Source organism: Undibacterium sp. WLX3042, assembly GCF_049544825.1.
Taxonomy (GTDB): Bacteria; Pseudomonadota; Gammaproteobacteria; order Burkholderiales; family Burkholderiaceae_D; genus Undibacterium.
Genome location: NZ_CP186698.1, coordinates 562433 through 580929 on the forward strand (window position 1 = coordinate 562433; position 18497 = coordinate 580929).

General features: G+C 52.4%; 15 protein-coding genes. 6 read left to right on the forward strand and 9 right to left on the reverse strand.

Annotated elements, in window-relative coordinates; translation table 11 throughout:
- Positions 1-154 precede the first annotated feature (154 nt).
- The 4 genes from ACPAOP_RS02605 to ACPAOP_RS02620 are packed head-to-tail and all read right to left on the reverse strand — an operon-like array spanning position 155 to position 3950.
- Positions 155-1165, reverse strand: coding sequence for an SIS domain-containing protein (locus tag ACPAOP_RS02605; RefSeq protein WP_423709971.1), 1011 nt, complete (start codon positions 1163-1165; stop codon positions 155-157).
- Complete coding sequence (gene nagA / locus ACPAOP_RS02610; RefSeq protein ID WP_423709201.1) at positions 1158-2264, reverse strand: N-acetylglucosamine-6-phosphate deacetylase; 1107 nt, start codon at positions 2262-2264, stop codon at positions 1158-1160. Before nagA ends, ACPAOP_RS02605 begins: the two co-directional genes overlap by 8 nt.
- On the reverse strand, positions 2261-2995 hold the full coding sequence (locus ACPAOP_RS02615; protein WP_423709203.1) for a GntR family transcriptional regulator: 735 nt from the start codon (positions 2993-2995) through the stop codon (positions 2261-2263). Before ACPAOP_RS02615 ends, nagA begins: the two co-directional genes overlap by 4 nt.
- A 22-nt stretch (positions 2996-3017) precedes the next feature.
- Entirely contained in the window at positions 3018-3950 is a 933-nt protein-coding gene (locus ACPAOP_RS02620; protein ID WP_423709204.1) for a BadF/BadG/BcrA/BcrD ATPase family protein, read from the reverse strand.
- A gap of 307 nt (positions 3951-4257) precedes the next feature.
- Between ACPAOP_RS02620 and ACPAOP_RS02625 the strand changes: the two genes are divergently transcribed.
- The 3 genes from ACPAOP_RS02625 (at position 4258) to ACPAOP_RS02635 (ending at position 8691) form a co-directional block, all read left to right on the forward strand.
- Complete coding sequence (locus ACPAOP_RS02625; protein ID WP_423682251.1) at positions 4258-5004, forward strand: YoaK family protein; 747 nt, start codon at positions 4258-4260, stop codon at positions 5002-5004.
- 381 nt (positions 5005-5385) lie between these two features.
- Positions 5386-7485 carry a TonB-dependent receptor gene (locus tag ACPAOP_RS02630; RefSeq protein ID WP_423709205.1) on the forward strand — a complete coding sequence of 700 codons (2100 nt, stop codon included), beginning with the start codon at positions 5386-5388 and terminating at the stop codon, positions 7483-7485.
- Between the two features lie 75 nt (positions 7486-7560).
- On the forward strand, positions 7561-8691 hold the full coding sequence (locus tag ACPAOP_RS02635; RefSeq protein WP_423709206.1) for a PepSY-associated TM helix domain-containing protein: 1131 nt from the start codon (positions 7561-7563) through the stop codon (positions 8689-8691).
- 189 nt (positions 8692-8880) lie between these two features.
- Here ACPAOP_RS02635 and ACPAOP_RS02640 read toward each other — a convergent pair whose 3' ends face one another.
- Positions 8881-9195 (reverse strand): hypothetical protein, encoded by a 315-nt coding sequence (locus ACPAOP_RS02640; protein ID WP_186883122.1) that lies wholly within the window; start codon positions 9193-9195, stop codon positions 8881-8883.
- Positions 9196-9474: 279 nt separating this feature from the next.
- Complete coding sequence (locus ACPAOP_RS02645) at positions 9475-11154, reverse strand: peptide chain release factor 3 (RefSeq protein WP_423681070.1); 1680 nt, start codon at positions 11152-11154, stop codon at positions 9475-9477.
- On the opposite strand from ACPAOP_RS02645, the gene ACPAOP_RS02650 reads away from it, so the two are divergent.
- The 3 genes from ACPAOP_RS02650 to sppA all read left to right on the forward strand — a co-directional run bounded on the left by ACPAOP_RS02650 (position 11144) and on the right by sppA (position 14329).
- Positions 11144-11350 carry a hypothetical protein gene (locus ACPAOP_RS02650; protein WP_423709207.1) on the forward strand — a complete coding sequence of 69 codons (207 nt, stop codon included), beginning with the start codon at positions 11144-11146 and terminating at the stop codon, positions 11348-11350. The two genes, ACPAOP_RS02645 and ACPAOP_RS02650, sit on opposite strands and share 11 nt — an antisense overlap.
- An 84-nt stretch (positions 11351-11434) precedes the next feature.
- Positions 11435-12448 carry a S1/P1 nuclease gene (locus ACPAOP_RS02655; protein ID WP_423709208.1) on the forward strand — a complete coding sequence of 338 codons (1014 nt, stop codon included), beginning with the start codon at positions 11435-11437 and terminating at the stop codon, positions 12446-12448.
- A 24-nt stretch (positions 12449-12472) separates the two neighbouring features.
- Positions 12473-14329 (forward strand): signal peptide peptidase SppA, encoded by a 1857-nt coding sequence (sppA, locus tag ACPAOP_RS02660; protein ID WP_423709209.1) that lies wholly within the window; start codon positions 12473-12475, stop codon positions 14327-14329.
- An 81-nt stretch (positions 14330-14410) separates the two neighbouring features.
- On the opposite strand, the gene ACPAOP_RS02665 is transcribed toward sppA, so the two are convergent.
- The 3 genes from ACPAOP_RS02665 to ACPAOP_RS02675 form a co-directional block, all read right to left on the reverse strand.
- Positions 14411-16111 carry a long-chain-fatty-acid--CoA ligase gene (locus ACPAOP_RS02665; protein WP_423709210.1) on the reverse strand — a complete coding sequence of 567 codons (1701 nt, stop codon included), beginning with the start codon at positions 16109-16111 and terminating at the stop codon, positions 14411-14413.
- A 324-nt stretch (positions 16112-16435) separates the two neighbouring features.
- Positions 16436-17662: an acyl-CoA dehydrogenase gene (locus tag ACPAOP_RS02670; RefSeq protein ID WP_423709211.1), complete on the reverse strand. Its 1227-nt coding sequence runs from the start codon at positions 17660-17662 to the stop codon at positions 16436-16438.
- Positions 17663-17727: 65 nt separating this feature from the next.
- Positions 17728-18492: an SDR family oxidoreductase gene (locus ACPAOP_RS02675; protein WP_423709212.1), complete on the reverse strand. Its 765-nt coding sequence runs from the start codon at positions 18490-18492 to the stop codon at positions 17728-17730.
- Between the last annotated feature and the right edge of the window lie 5 nt (positions 18493-18497).

The following is an 18497-nucleotide window of genomic DNA, read 5'->3' on the forward strand; positions in this document are numbered from 1 at the left end:
TGCCGGTCTAGTTCCAAACTGGCGCAGATGCGTCTGAATATGGATACTCCCCCTACTTTTGTTAAAAATGCCTTTATTGTCAGCATAGAATAAGGGGCTTAAAAAATACTGGGGGGGAGTATATATAAGGCTGAAATCCGGTCATTTCGCTGATTTAACTGGTTTTAGTCACTTTACTTAAATGACGCGGCTGATCGGGGTCCAGCCCGCGCGCCACTGCCAGTTGCGCTGCCATCACATAAAACGCCTGAATCGCGACGATGGGATCAAGGTCCGGCGTCGCTGCCACCGGTAAAGTCAGTTGACGTTCGCGTACATCCTCCGGCGCGGCCAGCAGCACCTCAGCACCGCGTCCGCGCATTTCTTCTGCGAGCCGGATCAGACTTTCCTGCGCCGGACCACGAGTCGCGAATATCAGCAATGGATAACCGTCATCAATCAAAGCCATCGGGCCATGTTTGATTTCTGCACCGCTGAACGCTTCCGCCTGTATGGCGGAGGTTTCCTTGAATTTCAGCGCAGCTTCGAGCGCCACTGAAAAACTGATGCCACGGCCAACCACCATCATGCGCTGCGCGGGCACCAGCACATCAAGTGCCGCCGACCAGTCTGTTTTGCTGGCGGCATCAAGCGCGGTAGGTAGCTGCGCGATTGCTGCCAGCAACAGCGGATCGTTCTGCCAGTGCGCAACCAGACGGGCGGCGGCCACCAGCGAAGTGATAAAACTTTTAGTGGCCGCAACGCTGCGTTCCGGCCCTGCATGCAAAGGCATCGTCCACTCTGCGGCTGCGGCTAAGGGTGAGCTGACATCATTCACCAGCGCCACCGTGGTCGCACCCGCCTCACGAAAATAGCGCATGGGATCAACTACGTCCGGACTTTGCCCGGATTGGGAAATCGCAATCGCCAGCGCGTCCCTGACCAGCAAAGGTGCATGATTCAAGGTCACCAGCGATAACGGCAGCGAAGCGACGATACGGCCGAGGCGCGCCATGATCAGATATGCCGCGTAATTGCTCGCATGATCGGAGCTGCCGCGGGCGATCGTCAGTACCGATGATGGCGGTTGCGCCCGCAAATGCGACCCCAGCCTGGCATAGCGGTCGCCATCGTGCGTCAGTTGGATGGCAACCTGTTCTGCGGAAGCATAGGCCTCGTTAAGCATTTGCGAATTCAATCTTTTCTCCTTCGGTATAAACGGCAAGCAGTTGCAAGTCCTGATCAAGGACGACGATATCGGCGAATGCGCCCGGCGCTAAGCGACCGCGTTCAGGCAGCCCGAGATAATCGGCAGCGTAAGTCGAAACGCGCCGCGCCGCATCATCCAGCGTCAGGCCTATGCTGACCAGGTTGCGCAGCGCCTGATCCATCGTGAGTGCACTGCCCGCCAGCGAACCATCGGCCAGACGCACGCCGCCCAGGCATTTATGCACACGCTGCCGCCCCAGCATATATTCGCCATCAGGCATGCCGGTGGCGGCGGTTGAATCAGTCACGCAATACAAATACGGTATCGCTCTTAATGCAGCTTTAATCGCCCCCGGATGGACATGCAACAGATCTGGAATAATTTCTGAAAACTGTGCATGCGCGAGCGCCGCACCGACCATGCCGGGCGCGCGATGATCGAGTCGTGACATCGCGTTATACAAATGCGTGAAGCCGCTGGCACCATTTTCCAGCGCGGCAACGCCCTCTTCATAACTGCCGGTGCTGTGACCGAGCTGCACCCTTATGCCCAGCGCCGTCAGGTCGCGTACCAGCGCCAGATGGCCGTCCATTTCGGGCGCGAGCGTAATCAGTTTAATGGCAGCAATCGCATCAAGCGCCCGCACCTGCGCGAGCGAGCCTATGCCAGCAAAGGCAGGCTGGGCACCGAGTTTGCCCGGATTAATATATGGCCCTTCCAGATGCACACCCAGCACACGTGCGGTACCGGCGGGACGCTGCTGTATCAGCGGTTGTATTGCACTCAGTGCTGCCTCAATATCGCTCAGCGGCGCAGTCATCGTGGTTGCCAGCAAACTGGTGGTGCCGTGTTGCGCATGCAAACGAGCGATGGTTTCGACGGCACTGCCCGCTTCCATCGTATCTTTGCCACCCGCGCCATGCACATGCAGATCAATGAAACCAGGCAGGATGTAATGCGCTGTTTCGCGCAGCGGTGCGCTCTGGATACGCTGTATCTTTTCGCTGAAATTGATGCTGCCGTTTACCCAGCCATCCGGCGTGAGTATCTGGCCGTGTAATTGCTGTTCGCTCATCGGAATAACTCCGCGACAAAATCGTAATAATCACTGCGGCAATACGAATGCGTGAGTTCGATTGCGGTGCCATCTTGCAGATAACCGATGCGGGTAATGAACAACATCGCTGCGCCGGGTTTGATATCTGCGAGGTGTGCCTGTTCCGCGGTCGCATTGATGGCGCGAATATGCTGTAAGGCGCGCGTCGGTGCGCAATGATGGGCATCGAGATAGCCGTATAAACTGTCCGTCACCAGTTGCGGCTGCGGCATATACGCCGCCGGAATAGTGGTGGTTTCTATCGCCATAACCACATTGTCTGCGGTGCGTAAGCGCTTCAGGCGCGAGACCGCGGTATTCGGCGATAAACCCAGCGACAAAATTTCCTCCGGTGAAGCGATGCCGCTTTCACGTTGTATCCAGCGCGAACCGGGCACAAAACCACGCTGGCGTAATTCTTCGCTGAAGCTTGTGAGCCGTGATAAAGGCTGCTCCAGTTTCGGTGTGATATACGTGCCGGAACCATGTCTGCGGCTCAGCAAGCCGCGCTCGCATAACATGGCCAGAGCCTTGCGTGCGGTGACGCGGGAAATTTCCAGCGTCTCTGCCAGCAGACGCTCTGACGGCAAGGCTTCATCGGGCTGCCAGCGCCCGCTTTGTATGCCTTGTGCCAGCTTGTTCGCCAGTTGCAGATACAAGGGCGTGGCATTGTCGCTATCCGGTTTGAAATCGCGCAGGGAAAACTGCATGTCGCCTCGATTTTTTAATAATTCAGGTTGAACGTAAATGTTGTTGCAGCAAAATCAGGGCACCGCTGGCAGAATCGCCCAGAGGCGCACGCACTCTTTGTCGCAAGCCCTCTGGCAGAAACGGTAGCAGCGCACCAGCCAGCCCGCCGCACAGCGCCAGCGGTAATGTATGTGTGGGATCAAGCGCGTCCGCAATTGCCTCGACTTCATGCCCGGCATCAAGCAGCATATCGCGCGCAAACGCTGATTCTGCCGCGTGTTGAAAGACCAGCGGTGCCACTTCCGCATAACGGGTCTGATTTGCCTGCGCCAGCCATCTGAACACAGCATCTTTGTCACCGCCGCAGTGAGCGTAAATTGCGTCAGCAAAACGGCTTCCAGCCGCTCTGCCATCAAGCACGCGCTGCAGATAATTGACGGCACGCATTCCTATCCGTGCGCCGCTGGCTTCATCACTGACAGGAAAGCCCCAGCCGCCGACTTCACGCCGTTGTCCATCGCTTTGCAAAACTTCACCCACACTACCGGTACCAAGCGCAATCACCGCGCCCGGCGCGCCATGATGCGCACCAATCAGGGTTGTACCGGCATCGGTTTCTGTCAGCAGCAGCGCAAATCCAGGATTGAGCGCCTTTAGTTCGGCCGCCCACTGCGCGTTATTCACGCCGGACAGTCCGCATGCGATTGCAATCTCAGACAAGGCCGGAAGCGTCAGATGCGCCTGCGCAAATGCGTCATCAATGGCCTGCAGAATCGCATCCCAGGCCTGCGGGCGACCATGCGCAAGCGCCGAAGGCCCGGCTGCGCCGCGTGCCAGCTGCTTACCATCAAGGTCCGCCAGTACGACGCGCGTGCCAGTGCCGCCGCCATCGACACCGATCAGATACGCGATTCGTGCGATGTCGGCGGAGTACAGTTTTGCTCGTATCTGGGTTTGTATCGTCGTCTCTGCCATGAGGTTTTTTTCATTATTCTTTCGTATGTTGCAAACGCGCTTGCCGGATGGCATGCGGCGGATACGGCGCTGCCTTCTTAATCAGTTTCGGGAGAGTAGTTTGCTGAAAACGAAGCTGAGAATGTAATTTTTTTTATAGTGGTCGTCAATAGGTATTTAAGTGGTATTGCCATTAGACGCAAGACAGGCATTATCTTTTTCTGCCAGCAATGCACACACCATGCCAGAACATTCACAGTACGGCCCGGTGTCGGTTACACTAAGACTAGGTTTTCATCATTTAAGGCCGTCTGCGATGCCCATCTCCATTCCGATTAATTACCTCGCCAAACTGACATCCCCAAAAAGAACACCGCGCTCGAATATGCATCTGGGCATTACCCTCGCCTGTATCGCAGGCGCAGTGAATGCCGGTGGCTTTCTTGCTGTCGGTCAGTACACGTCGCACATGACAGGCATGATTTCCAGCGCGGCTGACGATCTGGTTCTCGGTAAATTTATCCCTGCATTTGCCGCGATCTTTATGCTGATTGCATTTGGCTGGGGCGCCGCCTGCACCTCGCTGATGGTGAACTATGCAAAACGCAATCACATGCGTTACATGTACACACCGGTGCTGCTGCTGGAATCGGTCTTGTTGCTGGTGTTCGGTCTGGTCGGCACAGAGTTACAGGAGCACGCGGTCGTGACGGTTTCCTTCACCACGGTGCTGCTGTGTTATCTGATGGGTTTGCAAAATGCACTGATCACCAAAATTTCACGGGCCGAAATCCGCACCACGCATGTGACCGGTCTGGTGACCGATATCGGTATAGAAATGGGAAAATTGATTTACTGGAATAAAAATAAAGACGAGCTGCATCCTGAGCAGGAAATCAATGCCAATCTGCAGAAGCTGCGTCTGCATCTGCGGCTGGTTGTGGCATTTTTTATCGGCGGCATTCTCGGTGCATCCGGCTTTAAACACGTTGGTTTTATCTCCACCGTGCCACTCGCAATCGCGCTGATTATCTTATCGCTGGCACCGAATATCAAAGAACAGCTGAAGCAATGATGCAGTCTTTCACTCAAACGGCAGCCCGCACCAGATGTATATGCAAGAATGTTCAGTAGTTTGAAAGTAAAAAAACGGGAGAAAAGTCAGAGAAAAAATACACAAAAAAGTATTAAAAAAATGAGATACACACGCTGGCGAACGCGTAAAAATCACGCCCATCCTACCTAAGAATTTCCTGCCACCAACAATTCCACGCCTGAATCAAGAAAACAACACACACATAATAATTATCGCGAATCATTATCATTTGCGTTAATATATTCAGCACTTGCTCTTGCTGCATACCCCATCAGGTCGATTCCTGGCTACGTCGCGTTTATTCGCCAACGCAATGTAAGAAGAAGCAACAGTGTAACGACGATCTCTCTCAATTCCGATATGAAGAACTTTCAATTAAAAACGATTGCCGGCATTCTGGCTGGTGGGCTATTTTCAAGCTATGTGCAAGCAGACAATCAACTGCCGGAAATTCAGGTAAAGGTTAAAGCCGAAAAAACGGATCAATACGATGTTACTGAAGCCAGCAGCGCAACCAGACAAAAAATTGCTCTGCGCAATATTCCACAAATTGTTAACGTCGTGCCAGACATCGTCATGCGCGAACAAAATGCCAGCTCGGTTCAGGATGCCTTGCAAAATGTGGTCGGGCTCAGCTTCAGCGTTGGTGATGGTCAGCGCGATCAGGTCGCCATTCGCGGCTTTACCGCTATTTACGATCAGTACATCGACGGTATCCGCGATGACGCGATGTACTTCCGCGATTTATCGAATATTGAACGCATTGAAGTGCTGAAAGGCCCGGCATCGGTCTTGTATGGCCGTGGTTCTGCTGGTGGACTGATCAATCGCATCACCAAAAAGCCACAAGCGCATCCAGAATCCGAGGTTGCACTGAGTCTGAGTTCACAAGGTCAGAAGCGCACAAGCTTCGATGTGGGCGGCGCGAGTGAACAACTGAACTTCCGTATTAACGGCGCGCTGGAAGACAGCAGTAATTTCCGCGATCAGTTTTCACTCAAGCGTCAGGCTGTTGCACCTTCTGTAACCTGGCAGCTGAGTCCTGCAACACGCATCACGGCTCAAGCCGACTATCTGAAAGACAAACGCATCGCAGATCAGGGCTTACCAGCCTACCTTGGCCGTCCCGTGGATGTCCCTGTCAATACCTTTTATGGTGCAGCAAATGCGAGTGATGTTGGTTATGTGCAGTCAGATGTAGTCAGCGGCACAATTACCCTCGACCATACAATTAATGAGAGCCTCTCGCTACACAGCGCGATCCGCTCTTATGATTTCAAACTTGACAGAAATTACACCGGCATCGGTGACATCAAAGACGGCGCGACACCGACGGTATCCATCGGTCAATCCAAGCGATTACGTAATGAGAACGGCACTTACTGGCAAACCGAGTTATCTCAAAAAGCGCAATGGGGTGACACGCGCCATCAGTTGATGTACGGCGTGGAATTAGGGACACAAGACAAAGAAGAAATTCTCTGGAGCCGGAATAACGTCGCGACCTACAATTTATTCCAGCCGGTCAGAGTCAATTTAGCGGCAATGCCGACGACACTTGTTCCGGGAACCAATACATTGAACCGCTATGAGTTTGCTGCGGCGTATGTGCAGGATTTGATCAGCCTGACGCCACAATGGAAAATTCTGGCGGGTCTGCGCTATGACAGTTTGCGCCAGAATCGCGATGACCGCACTTCAAAGAATCTGGATCAATCTCGCCAGGATAATAATTTCGCGCCCCGACTTGGCTTTGTCTATCACGCCAGCGATGCGTTAAGCTTTTACGCCAGCAATAGCACCTCGTTCCAGCCACTGGCCGACACCTTTACGATACGTACCAACACCGACAAGCTAGAGCCAACGAAAACGACGAATAACGAGGTAGGCTTAAAGCTCGACATCGATGCCAAAGCAAGTCTGACGCTCGCCGTATTCGACATGCGCCAGAATAACGTACAGGTACAGGATCCTCTGAATAAAAATGCTTCTCTGCCTGTCGGAAAACAAGGCACGAAAGGTGTAGAACTGCAGTACACAGGCGAGATCGCCAAAGGCTGGGACATACTCGCCGGTTACGCCTACATGCGCGGTGAGATTCTCGAATCTACAGAACTCACCAGTGCCGGCACACCGTTCAAAGGTAATACCTCAGCACTCACGCCAAAGCATAGCGCCAACCTGTGGCTGAAATATACAATCAATCCGGCATGGTATGTTGCCGGTGGTGGACGTGCAGAATCGGCACGTTATGCGTCGCCGGATAATCTCGTTACCTTACCTGGCTACACCGTTATTAACCTGGCAACCGGTTATCAGGCCGGAAAACTGGAATTCAATGTCAGCCTGCGTAATCTGTTCAATCGTCGTTATTTTGTCGCCGCTCACAGTGGTGCGAATGACTACAATATGCCGGGTGAAAGCCGGGGTCTGTATATGACGACACGCTACCGTTTTTAACAAGCAGACACGTTGAAATAATCTCCCCCAATCAAACGCACCGCAACCTTGCGGTGCTTTTTTATTTACATAGCCATGTCGTATAAAAAAATTTTCCGGCGTTTGCACTTATGCTTTGCACTGACGGCCGGCCTCTTCTTTGTGCTGTTAGGACTAACCGGCAGCATACTCAGTTGGCGGCATGAAATTGATCAGTGGCTCAACCCCGGCTTACTGACTGTATCGGCAAACACTCAGAAAGCACCGCTCGCACAACGTCCTGACGACCTGCAACGTTTGCTGGTAAAACTTTCGGAAACACAAGCGTCCGCACCGAGCCGTATCGAATTGCCGGAAGATAACCAGCATGCGGTGGTCGTCTGGTATAAATTAAGCGCTGACAAAGAAAAAGGAGTATCTCGTCAACTCATGCTGAATCCTGATACCGGCGCCATTCTGGGTGAGCGATATTGGGGTAAGAGCGGCTTCAGCCGTGAGCAAATCATGCCAACAATTTTTCATTTGCATCATTATTTGCTGGCAGGAGAAACCGGGAAATTCATTTTATCGATCGCAGCCATCATCATCGTTATGCTGAGTTTATCGGGCATTCTGCTCTGGTGGCCCAAAGCACGCTGGCAAGCGCTGCGACAAGCATTAACCACAGGTAAATTCGTCAGTTGGCGCGCACTGAATTTCCGGCTGCACCGGGCGGCAGGGTTTTACTTTGCACCTGTGTTTCTTACTCTTGCAATAACGGGAATCTACTTTAACTTTCCCCAATGGATAACGCCGCTGATCGCGCAGATCATGCCCATCTCGACGCAAGTCAAAAAAACTGAGCGGACATCTGCAGAAAATCCAGCACTACCACTTCGCCAAATTTTATCGGTCGCACAACAACAATTCCCCGAAGCGAAAATGACCCGTCTGACTTTTCCGGCAAAATCCGCAAACGTGCTGGAAGTGCGGATGCGTCAACCCAACGAAGTCAGAAAAGGGGCGGGGTCTACCCGCATCGCTATCGACATGCGTGACGCCAGCATATTACAAATCACAGATCCGGAGCGACTACAAGGCGGGAACTTAGTATTGAACTGGTTTTTCCCCTTACATACAGGAGAAGCATTTGGAATTGTGGGCAGAGTTTTTATCAGTCTTACCGGGATAATGCCGCTGCTGTTTATGCTCAGCGGAATATGGCTGTGGCTACGACGTCGCAGCTAAGTCTGAACGATACAGGTGAAAAACACATACAAACAATAGCCGAACCATTAGTAAACAACTGCCTTTGCCCTGCATCAGATGACATCTGGTACCGCATCTTTTGCAGAGCTAAGAGCAGAAAAACATTAGACGAGTTAGGCAATCCAAACAATTTTACTTTTCAAAGCAGAAGAGTATTAATTGTCGTGGTTAAAAAGACGGCAAATCCTGCAAGCGGATGCCATCACCGCCATTTGCGTCGCCGCATAGCCCGCGCATACCATCTTCGTACAGCACACCGGTCACTTTCTCGCCCAACACGATGCCATGATCGCCATGGAATTTCGTCACCACCTCATCGCCATTGGCAATGGTATCCCAGACCACACCGACATCAACCTCCTGTGGATCATCCACGATCGCCGGTGGCATCACCTGCCCGCCTTTACTTCGTCCCCAGCGTACTTTTTCAATACGCTTGCCACTGTCATCAAACCTGACTGCTTCAATAAAGAATAATGCCATGATGAATCTCCCTGACGATGAATCAAAAAACGGAAGTCAATTCGATATTTCAGAAGGGTCGTCCGCAGCATACTCTGCTGCAGGCATACCGTTTGCGATATGCAGGTGGAATAGTAGCAAATAAAAACGCGATTTCAACTCTCGTTATCAGTCTCAATAACAAAGCGGCTCGCAAAGGAAAAAACCTTTGCGAGCCGCATCAGAATTGGGTCTTTGCTATTGATCCGTGTTGACTCTGTATCGAATTTTTATCTGCTTACAAGGTAGCAAGCCGTCGCTTTAACCCAGCTTCGCCGCATGTTCGCGGGTCGCGTGGAACGTGATGCCGGGCCAGCGCTCCTGCGTGAGTTTCAGATTCACACCGGAAGTCGCCAGATACGCCATGTTCCCCGCCGCGTCAAAAGCGATATTCGCACCGGCAGATGAACGCTCAAAGTCTGCCAGCATTTTTTTATCGTCGCAGGTAATCCAGCGCGCGCTGCTGATGCTGGTGCCTTCAAACACAGCATCGACGCCGTATTCATTTTTCAGACGGCTGGCGACCACTTCAAACTGCAGTACGCCGACCGCACCAAGTACCAGATCACTGCTGACCACGGGCTTGAATACCTGTACCGCACCTTCTTCTCCGAGTTGCTGTAAGCCTTTTTGTAATTGCTTGATTTTCAGCGGATTCAGGATACGCGCGGTGCGGAAAAAATCCGGCGCGAAGTATGGAATGCCAGTGAATTGCAGTAATTCGCCTTCCGAAAAACTGTCACCGATCTGCATATTGCCGTGATTCGGCAAACCAATAATATCGCCCGCATACGCCTCTTCGACCTGTTCACGCGAAGATGCCATGAAGGTCACGACCGACGACACTTTAATCTCACGGTTCAGGCGCAAATGCTTTAGCTTCATGCCGCGTTCGAAACGGCCTGAGCAGACGCGTAAAAATGCAATACGGTCACGATGTGCCGGATCCATATTTGCCTGAATCTTGAATACAAAACCAGAAAACGCCTGCTCGGTCGGCTCGACAGAACGCACGGTGGCATCACGTTCGCGTGGTGGCGGTGCCCAGTCCAGCAAGGCATTCAGAATTTCGCGCACACCGAAGTTATTAATCGCGGAACCAAAGAACACCGGCGTCTGCACACCGGCCAGGAAATCTTCCAGACTGAACGGATGCGATGCACCATGTACCAGTTCCACTTCCATCTTCAATTGTTCGATTTCCAGCGGGAACATCTCCGCCAGACGTGGATTATCAATGCCTTTGATCACTTCAAATTCCTGATCGGCACGCTCGCTGCCCGGCGTGAACAGCAGAATTTCATCGCGCAGAATATGGTACACACCGCGGAAGGTTTTGCCCATGCCGATAGGCCAAGTGACCGGTGAACATTGAATCTTTAAAACGGATTCCAGCTCATCGAGCAATTCCAGCGGATCGCGGGTTTCACGATCCATCTTGTTGACGAAACTGATAATCGGCGTATTGCGCATACGGCAAACGTTCAACAGTTTGATCGTCTGTTCTTCCACACCTTTCGCCGCATCAATCACCATCAGCGCAGAATCGACTGCCGTCAACACGCGATAGGTATCTTCAGAAAAATCCTGGTGACCCGGCGTATCGAGCAGATTCACAACGTGATCGCGGTATTCAAACTGCATGACGGAAGAAGCAACCGAAATACCACGTTGCTTTTCGATTTCCATCCAGTCCGAAGTCGCATGGCGGCCGCTCTTACGCGCCTTGACGGTACCGGCCAGTTGAATCGCGCCGGAAAACATCAGCAGTTTTTCTGTCAGCGTCGTTTTACCCGCATCCGGATGGGAAATAATGCCGAAAGTGCGGCGACGCTTCACTTCGCGGCTGATCAGATCTTTTGACACAGCATTGCCTGGCCTGACATCCGTCGCTGATGCCGATTCTGAAGTGTCGTCTGTGGATTCGTGATTGGTATTCATTGCAGATGCCGCAAAAATGGAAGAAAAACGCGCAAGTTTAACTGGTATTGCGGGTGAAGTCGAATGCACACCTGACGCCGCAGCGAAGGACGGCGCTACCACCTCGCAAGACGGCATCACCCACGGCGCCGGTAACGGCCGCATGCAGAGGACAAAACGATGTACGGTATCTGCTCTGCAAAGGACTCAGATCTGAATAAAATTTTCTCCGTTTGCTATATCCTCGTCATCTTTGTGTACTACTATTCATGCTATTTTCTCAACCTTTATCTGAACTTCTATGAAAAAGATATTCATTTCCGCCCTGATGCTCTGTGCGGCCAGCCTGCCGCAACTCAGTTTTGCCTGGGGCGCTGACGGTCACCAGACAGTCGGAGCGATTGCAGATCAATTACTGTCCGGCACCAAGGCTGGAGCCCAGGTCAAAGCCCTGCTGGGTGACAACACGCTGGAAAAAATGGCGGTCTGGGGCGACTGCGTTAAAGGCATTTCACCTGAAAAGGATTATGCGTACACATCCGCCGGGCGCTATCCGGAATGTGCACCATTTGAAAATCCGGCCGGTATCGCGGCAATGGCAGATTATGTCCGTCGCAACAATACGAATTGCAATCCGGCGTTTGATGAAGAAAACTGCCATAAGCAATATCACTATGCTGACGTCGCCCTGCAGCACGATCATTACAAGACCGGCTATGTCGGCACCAGCGATCATGATGTGGTGAATGCGATCCGTGCTGCAGCTCTGGTCTTGCAAGGCAAACCGCAGCCTAAACCGTTTGCATTCAAAGACAAACAAGAGGCACTGGCCTTGCTGACGCACTACGTCGGCGATATTCATCAACCGCTGCATGTAGGCTCAGTATTCCTGAATGCGGAAGGGAAGATCGTCAACCCGGATGAAGGCGAATACGACCGCGGCAGCAATACCGTCGGCGGCAATGCCTTACAATGCCCTTGCGGCAACCTGCATTCTTTATGGGATGATTTGCCACCGCAGTTTAAACGCGGCCGCATGAATGAAGCACTGACTAAAAAAGCCCGCAATCTGGCTGTCAAAAAAGCACCGCTGGAACAATTGCCAGCTTTGTGGGCAGACGATGCGGTCAGCGATGCGAAAAAATTATTTGCGGGCACACAGTTCAGTAAAAGCACACCAAATCAGCGCGGTAATAGCTGGTCGATCGCGCTGCCGCTGGAATATGAAAAAACCATGGTCAGCATGAAAGAAGGTGCCTTAGTACGTGCAGGAGCACATCTGGCGCAGATCTTACAAACTGTCTGGCCGGAATAATCACTACGCCGCCAAAGGATTACTATGAGTTTTACGCCATTTCGCTGGATAGGTCAGGGTTTCCGCTATCTCTGGAGCGCGCTGGATTTCAGCCGCCGGGTGCTGCTGAATTTACTGTTGCTGATATTTTTTATCGCACTGCTGATCGGTTTTTTTACCGGTGGTATCAAAAAGCTGGAAGACAAGACCGCGCTGATTCTCGATTTTAAAGGCGCGCTGGTCGAACAGCATTCCGGCAATGCCCGCGAAGCCTTGCTCGCTGAAGCACAGGGTAATGCGAAAAAGAGTACGCAATTGCGCGACATACTGAGCGTGCTCGACAGCGCCGCCAAGGATGACAAGATCCACAGCGCCGTCCTGCTGCTCGATGATATGGGCAGCGCGGGCTTGCCTATGCTGCGCGAAGTGGCCGCTGCCATCGACCGCTTCAAAGCATCCGGCAAACCGGTGATTGCCTGGGGGTCGAGTTTCGATCAGCGTCAGTATTTTTTGGCAGCACATGCGAACCAGATCTATCTGCATCCCATGGGTTCCGTCATGATGACCGGCTTTGGCCGCTATCGTAACTACTACCGCGATGCACTCGACAAAGTCGGCGTGACCGTGAATCTGCTCAAGGTCGGCACCTACAAAAGCTTTGCAGAGCCTTACATTGCCAATGAACCATCGCCAGCCGCAATGGAAGCCGATACTTTCCTCTACAACGCGATGTGGAAAACCTACACCGACAATGTAGAAAAAGCACGCAAACTGCCTGCCGGCAGCATCATGCAGGGCATCAATGAATTGCCGGAACAAATGAAAGCGGCAGGTGACGACAGCGCAAAACTGGCATTGAATCTGAAGCTTGTCGATGGTTTGAAAACCCGCGATGAATTGCGTGATCTGATGCTGAAAAACGGCGCCAGAGACGAACAAGGCAAAACCTTCCGTCAGATCGCTTTTGACGATTATCTTGCGCGTCAGAAGCCACAGTTATTCGGTGATGCAGTCGGCGTCGTCGTGGCATCCGGTGAAATCAGTGAAGGCACAGCAACCGCAGGCGCGATCGGCGGCTTGTCAACGTCCAAACTGATCCGTAAGGCACGTGAAGATGACAGCATCAAAGCGATTGTCTTGCGTGTTGATTCGCCTGGCGGCAGCGCTTTCGGTTCCGAATTAATCCGTCGTGAACTCGAACTGACGCGCAAAGCTGGCAAGCCTGTCGTGGTTTCCATGGGTAATGTTGCTGCCTCCGGCGGTTACTGGATTTCCATGGCGGCCGACGAAGTGATCGCCGATGAAGCGACGGTCACTGGCTCCATCGGTGTGTTTGCGATTCTGCCGACCGCAGAAAAAGCGCTCGATAAAATCGGCGTGCATACCGGCGGCACCACGACCACCTGGCTCGGCGATGGCTTCAACCCTCTGCGCCCGCTGAATCCGAAATTCGGTGAACTGGTACAAAGCAGTATCAATCATATTTATGCGGAATTCACGAGCAAGGCAGCAGCGGCCCGTAAAACCACACCAGAGAAAATCGACGCTGTCGCGCAGGGACGTGTCTGGACCGGTGCGCAGGCAAAAGAGCGTAATCTGGTCGATACCGTCGGCAGCTATTCTGACGCCATAAAATCGGCTGCGAATCGCGCTAAACTCGGCATCGATTTCCGCGTCACCTACGTCGAGCCCGAACTGTCAAAAGTTGACCGTATTTTTGATCTGCTCGGCTCACAAACGGCCAAAGTACTGCAACAGCAATTCAAAGTCGCACTGGTACCGACCGGCGTACCACCGGCAGCAGCAATGCAAATGGCATCGGAACTGAGCTGGCTCGCCGACATTAACAAAGATGGCAAAGGCTATACGGCACTGACACATTGTCTGTGTACGAATCCTTAATCTAAGACCAATGCTAAGCGACAGAGCATATAAAAAAGGGAGCGATCGCTCCCTTTTTTTATGTTGCTTTACATCGCAGTTTTATGCTGTAACGCGTTTCTTCGCCTCTTCATCGTAGAGCTCTTTTTTCGATAATTTGCCGACCGGTGTTTTCGGTAATTCCGGGCGAATTTCCATTGCCTGCGGCATCTCATGTTTGCCGAGTTTGTCTTTCAAAAACTCTTTCAACACATCGAAACTAAACGGCGGCTGTCCTGTTTTGAGTTTGATAAACGCTTTCGCTGCCTGACCACGATATTCATCAGGAATACCGATCACACTGACTTCCGCCACTGCCGGATGCTGATAAATCGCTTCCTCGATATTGCGCGGATAGACATTGTAGCCACCCGATAAAATCATATCCTTGGTGCGATCCACGATGTAGATGAAACCTTCTTCATCCATATAGCCGACGTCGCCGGTGCGGAAATAGCCATCGGCAGTAAACGCATCGCGGGTCGCATCTGGCTTATTCCAGTAGCCTTTCATGACATTCGCTCCGGCAACGCAGATTTCACCGCGCTCACCTCTCGCCACAAACGTACGCGGATCATCGATGCTGGCGAATTTAAAGCGTATGCCCGGTGTCGGCAAACCGCAGGAACCTGCTTTACGCACACCGGAAACAGGCGTGAAAGTGCCGGTCGGTGAGGTCTCAGTCATGCCCCAGCCTTCCAGCAAAGTGCAGCCTGTAATACTCTGGAACTGCTGCAATACCTCGGCAGGTAAAGGGGCGCCGCCGGAATTGCAGAATTTGAGCGAACGCAGATCGAAATCTTTGATCTGTGGATAATGAATGATGGCGGTATACATCGTCGGCACCCCGGGAAACACCGTGATTTTTTTTGCGGCCAGATCCTTGACCACGGCTTCCACATCGAAGCGGGTATGCAGCACAATTTCTGCACCGATGCGGATACCGAACAGCATATCGACGGTCAGCGCGTAAATATGAAACAGCGGCAACACCGCAAGCAAACGTTCTTTCCCCTCTTCTAACAAGCGCGGCTCGGTCTGTGTGGTTTCAACGATCTGACTGCAGGCGGCGGTCAGATTCGCATGTGTCAGCATCGCGCCTTTGGCCAGCCCGGTCGTGCCGCCGGTGTATTGCAAGACTGCGATCGTCTCGACAGGATCGGTCGCAGCCACCGGTGTGTACTGGCCATCGTTCGCCAGTAAATCAGCAAACAGCACATGTTGCGCATCGTGCGGAATCGCGCATAACTGTCCGGCCTTCTCAAGGTTAGCGCGCACCGCATCGGGATACGGCGTCATTTCAGCGATATTGCCGATGATGAGTTTTTGCAGGCGCGTATGTGTCAGCATGTTCGCCATCTGCGGATACAGCATGCTCATGTCCAGCGTGACCAGCATATCGGTATGGCTGTCTTCGATTTTATGTTCCAGCACTTTTTCAGCGTCGAGCGGCGAGTAATTCACAACCGTGCCCCCCGCCTGCAGAATGGCAAAAAAACTGATCACATAATGCGGTGTATTCGGCAAAAACAAACCGACGTGCACGCCGGGTTTGACGCCCAGTTGCTGAAATCCTTTGGTCGCCTGATCGACCAGTGCCTGCAATTCACGGTAGCTGGTTTTCTTGCCCATGAATTCCAGTGCCGGTAAATCCGGCCAGCGTGCAACCGCGTCATGCAGAAGTTGTGGCACGCTGCTGATTGTTAATGCGGCATCCCAGTGTACGCCCGCAGGGTAAGAATTGATCCAAGGTGTGTCGCTCATTTTTGTCTCCTGAATAATGATTTTTTTGGAAAATTAAGCACAACAGATCGTCAGAGACATTAAAAAATACTCCCGGGGAGTATTTTTTAAACCCCTTTATTTATGATGAGAATAAGCCGTTTTTTTAATATACTCCCCTCAATTTCGTATCTAAGCAGTATGAATAACACTTAATGTCAGATTTTTGCAAGCGAACTTTTGAACGACAAAAGACCGGATAACCGGTCAGTCCTGCTGTCGCAAAAGTCAGGGTAAATCAAAAACAAAGCGAGAAAAATTTCCGCTGCTGCTACGATCAGAAAAACACAGAGCAGCGGAATATAGTCACTTCGCCGGCATATATTTTTTCAATTCCATTTTGCCGATCTGGTTACGATGTACTTCGTCCGGGCCATCGGCAAGGCGCAAGGTACGTGCCTGCGCATACGCATAAGCCACACCGAAATCATCCGACACACCACCACCGCCATGCGCCTGTATCGCCCAGTCGATCACCTGACAAGCCATATTTGGCGCAGCGACTTTAATCATCGCGATTTCTTTTGCGGCCGCTTTATTGCCAACGGTATCCATCATTTGTGCAGCATTCAAAACGAGGAAACGCGCCTGATCGATCAGGATACGCGCATTCGCAATCCGTTCCAGCGTGACGCCCTGCTCTGCGACCCGCTTACCAAAAGCAACCCGGCTCAGCGAACGTTTGCACATGTCTTCCAGCGCGCGCTCTGCAAGGCCGATCAGGCGCATGCAGTGATGTATGCGGCCTGGGCCAAGACGCCCTTGCGCGATTTCAAATCCACGACCTTCTCCGAGCAAGATATTCGATGCCGGTACGCGCACATTTTCAAATACCACTTCGCCATGACCATGCGGGGCATCGTCATAACCAAACACCGGCAAGGCGCGTAATATCGTCACGCCCGGCGTATCGCGCGGCACGATGATCATCGATTGTTGCTTGTGCCGGCTTTCATTTTGCGGATCGCTTTTACCCATGAAAATGAACACTTTGCAGCGCGGATCATTCGCACCGGACGACCACCATTTGCGGCCGTTGATCACATACTCGTCGCCATCGCGGACGATAGAAGATTCGATATTGGTGGCGTCAGACGATGCGACTGCCGGCTCGGTCATCGCAAAGCAGGAACGGATTTCGCCGTTCAATAACGGTGTCAGCCATTGCTGCTGTTGCGCAGGCGTGCCGTAACGCGCCAGCACTTCCATATTGCCGGTATCCGGCGCAGAGCAGTTGAACACTTCGGCCGACCACAAAGCGCGTCCCATGATTTCACACAATGGTGCGTATTCCAGATTCGTCAGACCCGCGCCCTGATCCGATTCCGGCAGAAACAGATTCCACAAGCCAGCAGCACGGGCTTTGGCTTTGAGCTGTTCGACGATTTTCGTCGGTATCCACGCGTCACCCGCCTGACGATTCGCGGCGATTTCACCGAAAAATACTTTTTCATTCGGATAGATGTGCTCGTCCATAAATGCAATCAGACGGGCTTGCAATTCTTTGACTTTAGGGCTGTACTGGAAATCCATGATGATCCTTTGATATAAAAAAAATCTGCGATGCCTGACGCATCCGATTTGATTAACTGATGACTTCAGCTGACTAAGTAACCGCCATCGACATTGATGCAGGCACCTGTCGTGTAGCTTGACGCGTTGGAAGCGAGATACAGCACCGTGCCTGCCATTTCATCCGGTTCGGCAATGCGCTTCATTGGAATCCGGGTCAGGGCTTTTTCCAGAATTGCCGGGTTGTGGAATAAAGCGGAAGCAAATTTAGTATCGGTCGCGCCCGGCAGCAGTGCGTTCACACGCACGCCCATCGATGCACATTCCTGCGCGAAAGATTTGGTCATCGCAATCACTGCTGCTTTGGTAATCGAATAAATGCCCTGCATCGCACCAGGAATAACACCGTTGACGGATGCCACGTTGATAATGCTGCCGCCGCCATTTTTTGTCATCAGCTTCGCGCCCGCGCTGCACATAAAGAAGTAACCGCGGATATTTACATCCACTGTTTTTTGAAATGCACCGACATCGGTTTCTGTGATGTGGCCGAAATGCGGGTTGGTCGCCGCATTATTCACCAGAATATCGAGTCGACCATGCGCCGCAGTGATGTCAGCAAACAAGGCATCGATCTGTGCCATTTCACCGATATGGCACGCGCGCGCTTCGGCTGTCCCGCCGGCAGCCAGAATCGCCGCCACCACCGCTTCGCAGGCTTCTGCTTTGCGACTGGACACAATCACATGCGCCCCACGTGCGGCCAGCGTTTTTGCAATCGATTCACCAATCCCCCGGCTGGCACCGGTGACCAGTGCGACTTTGCCACTCAGATCAAACATGTCTGTCATTCTTT

What these genes read in the sequence shown, in the direction of transcription:
- ACPAOP_RS02605 (WP_423709971.1), bottom strand. Translation starts at nt 1,165, where the DNA reads ATGCTTAACGAGGCCTATGCTTCCGCAGAACAGGTTGCCATCCAACTG.
- nagA (WP_423709201.1), bottom strand. Translation starts at nt 2,264, where the DNA reads ATGAGCGAACAGCAATTACACGGCCAGATACTCACGCCGGATGGCTGG.
- ACPAOP_RS02615 (WP_423709203.1), bottom strand. Translation starts at nt 2,995, where the DNA reads ATGCAGTTTTCCCTGCGCGATTTCAAACCGGATAGCGACAATGCCACG.
- ACPAOP_RS02620 (WP_423709204.1), bottom strand. Translation starts at nt 3,950, where the DNA reads ATGGCAGAGACGACGATACAAACCCAGATACGAGCAAAACTGTACTCC.
- ACPAOP_RS02630 (WP_423709205.1), top strand. Translation starts at nt 5,386, where the DNA reads ATGAAGAACTTTCAATTAAAAACGATTGCCGGCATTCTGGCTGGTGGG.
- ACPAOP_RS02635 (WP_423709206.1), top strand. Translation starts at nt 7,561, where the DNA reads ATGTCGTATAAAAAAATTTTCCGGCGTTTGCACTTATGCTTTGCACTG.
- ACPAOP_RS02640 (WP_186883122.1), bottom strand. Translation starts at nt 9,195, where the DNA reads ATGGCATTATTCTTTATTGAAGCAGTCAGGTTTGATGACAGTGGCAAG.
- ACPAOP_RS02645 (WP_423681070.1), bottom strand. Translation starts at nt 11,154, where the DNA reads ATGAATACCAATCACGAATCCACAGACGACACTTCAGAATCGGCATCA.
- ACPAOP_RS02655 (WP_423709208.1), top strand. Translation starts at nt 11,435, where the DNA reads ATGAAAAAGATATTCATTTCCGCCCTGATGCTCTGTGCGGCCAGCCTG.
- sppA (WP_423709209.1), top strand. Translation starts at nt 12,473, where the DNA reads ATGAGTTTTACGCCATTTCGCTGGATAGGTCAGGGTTTCCGCTATCTC.
- ACPAOP_RS02665 (WP_423709210.1), bottom strand. Translation starts at nt 16,111, where the DNA reads ATGAGCGACACACCTTGGATCAATTCTTACCCTGCGGGCGTACACTGG.
- ACPAOP_RS02670 (WP_423709211.1), bottom strand. Translation starts at nt 17,662, where the DNA reads ATGGATTTCCAGTACAGCCCTAAAGTCAAAGAATTGCAAGCCCGTCTG.
- ACPAOP_RS02675 (WP_423709212.1), bottom strand. Translation starts at nt 18,492, where the DNA reads ATGACAGACATGTTTGATCTGAGTGGCAAAGTCGCACTGGTCACCGGT.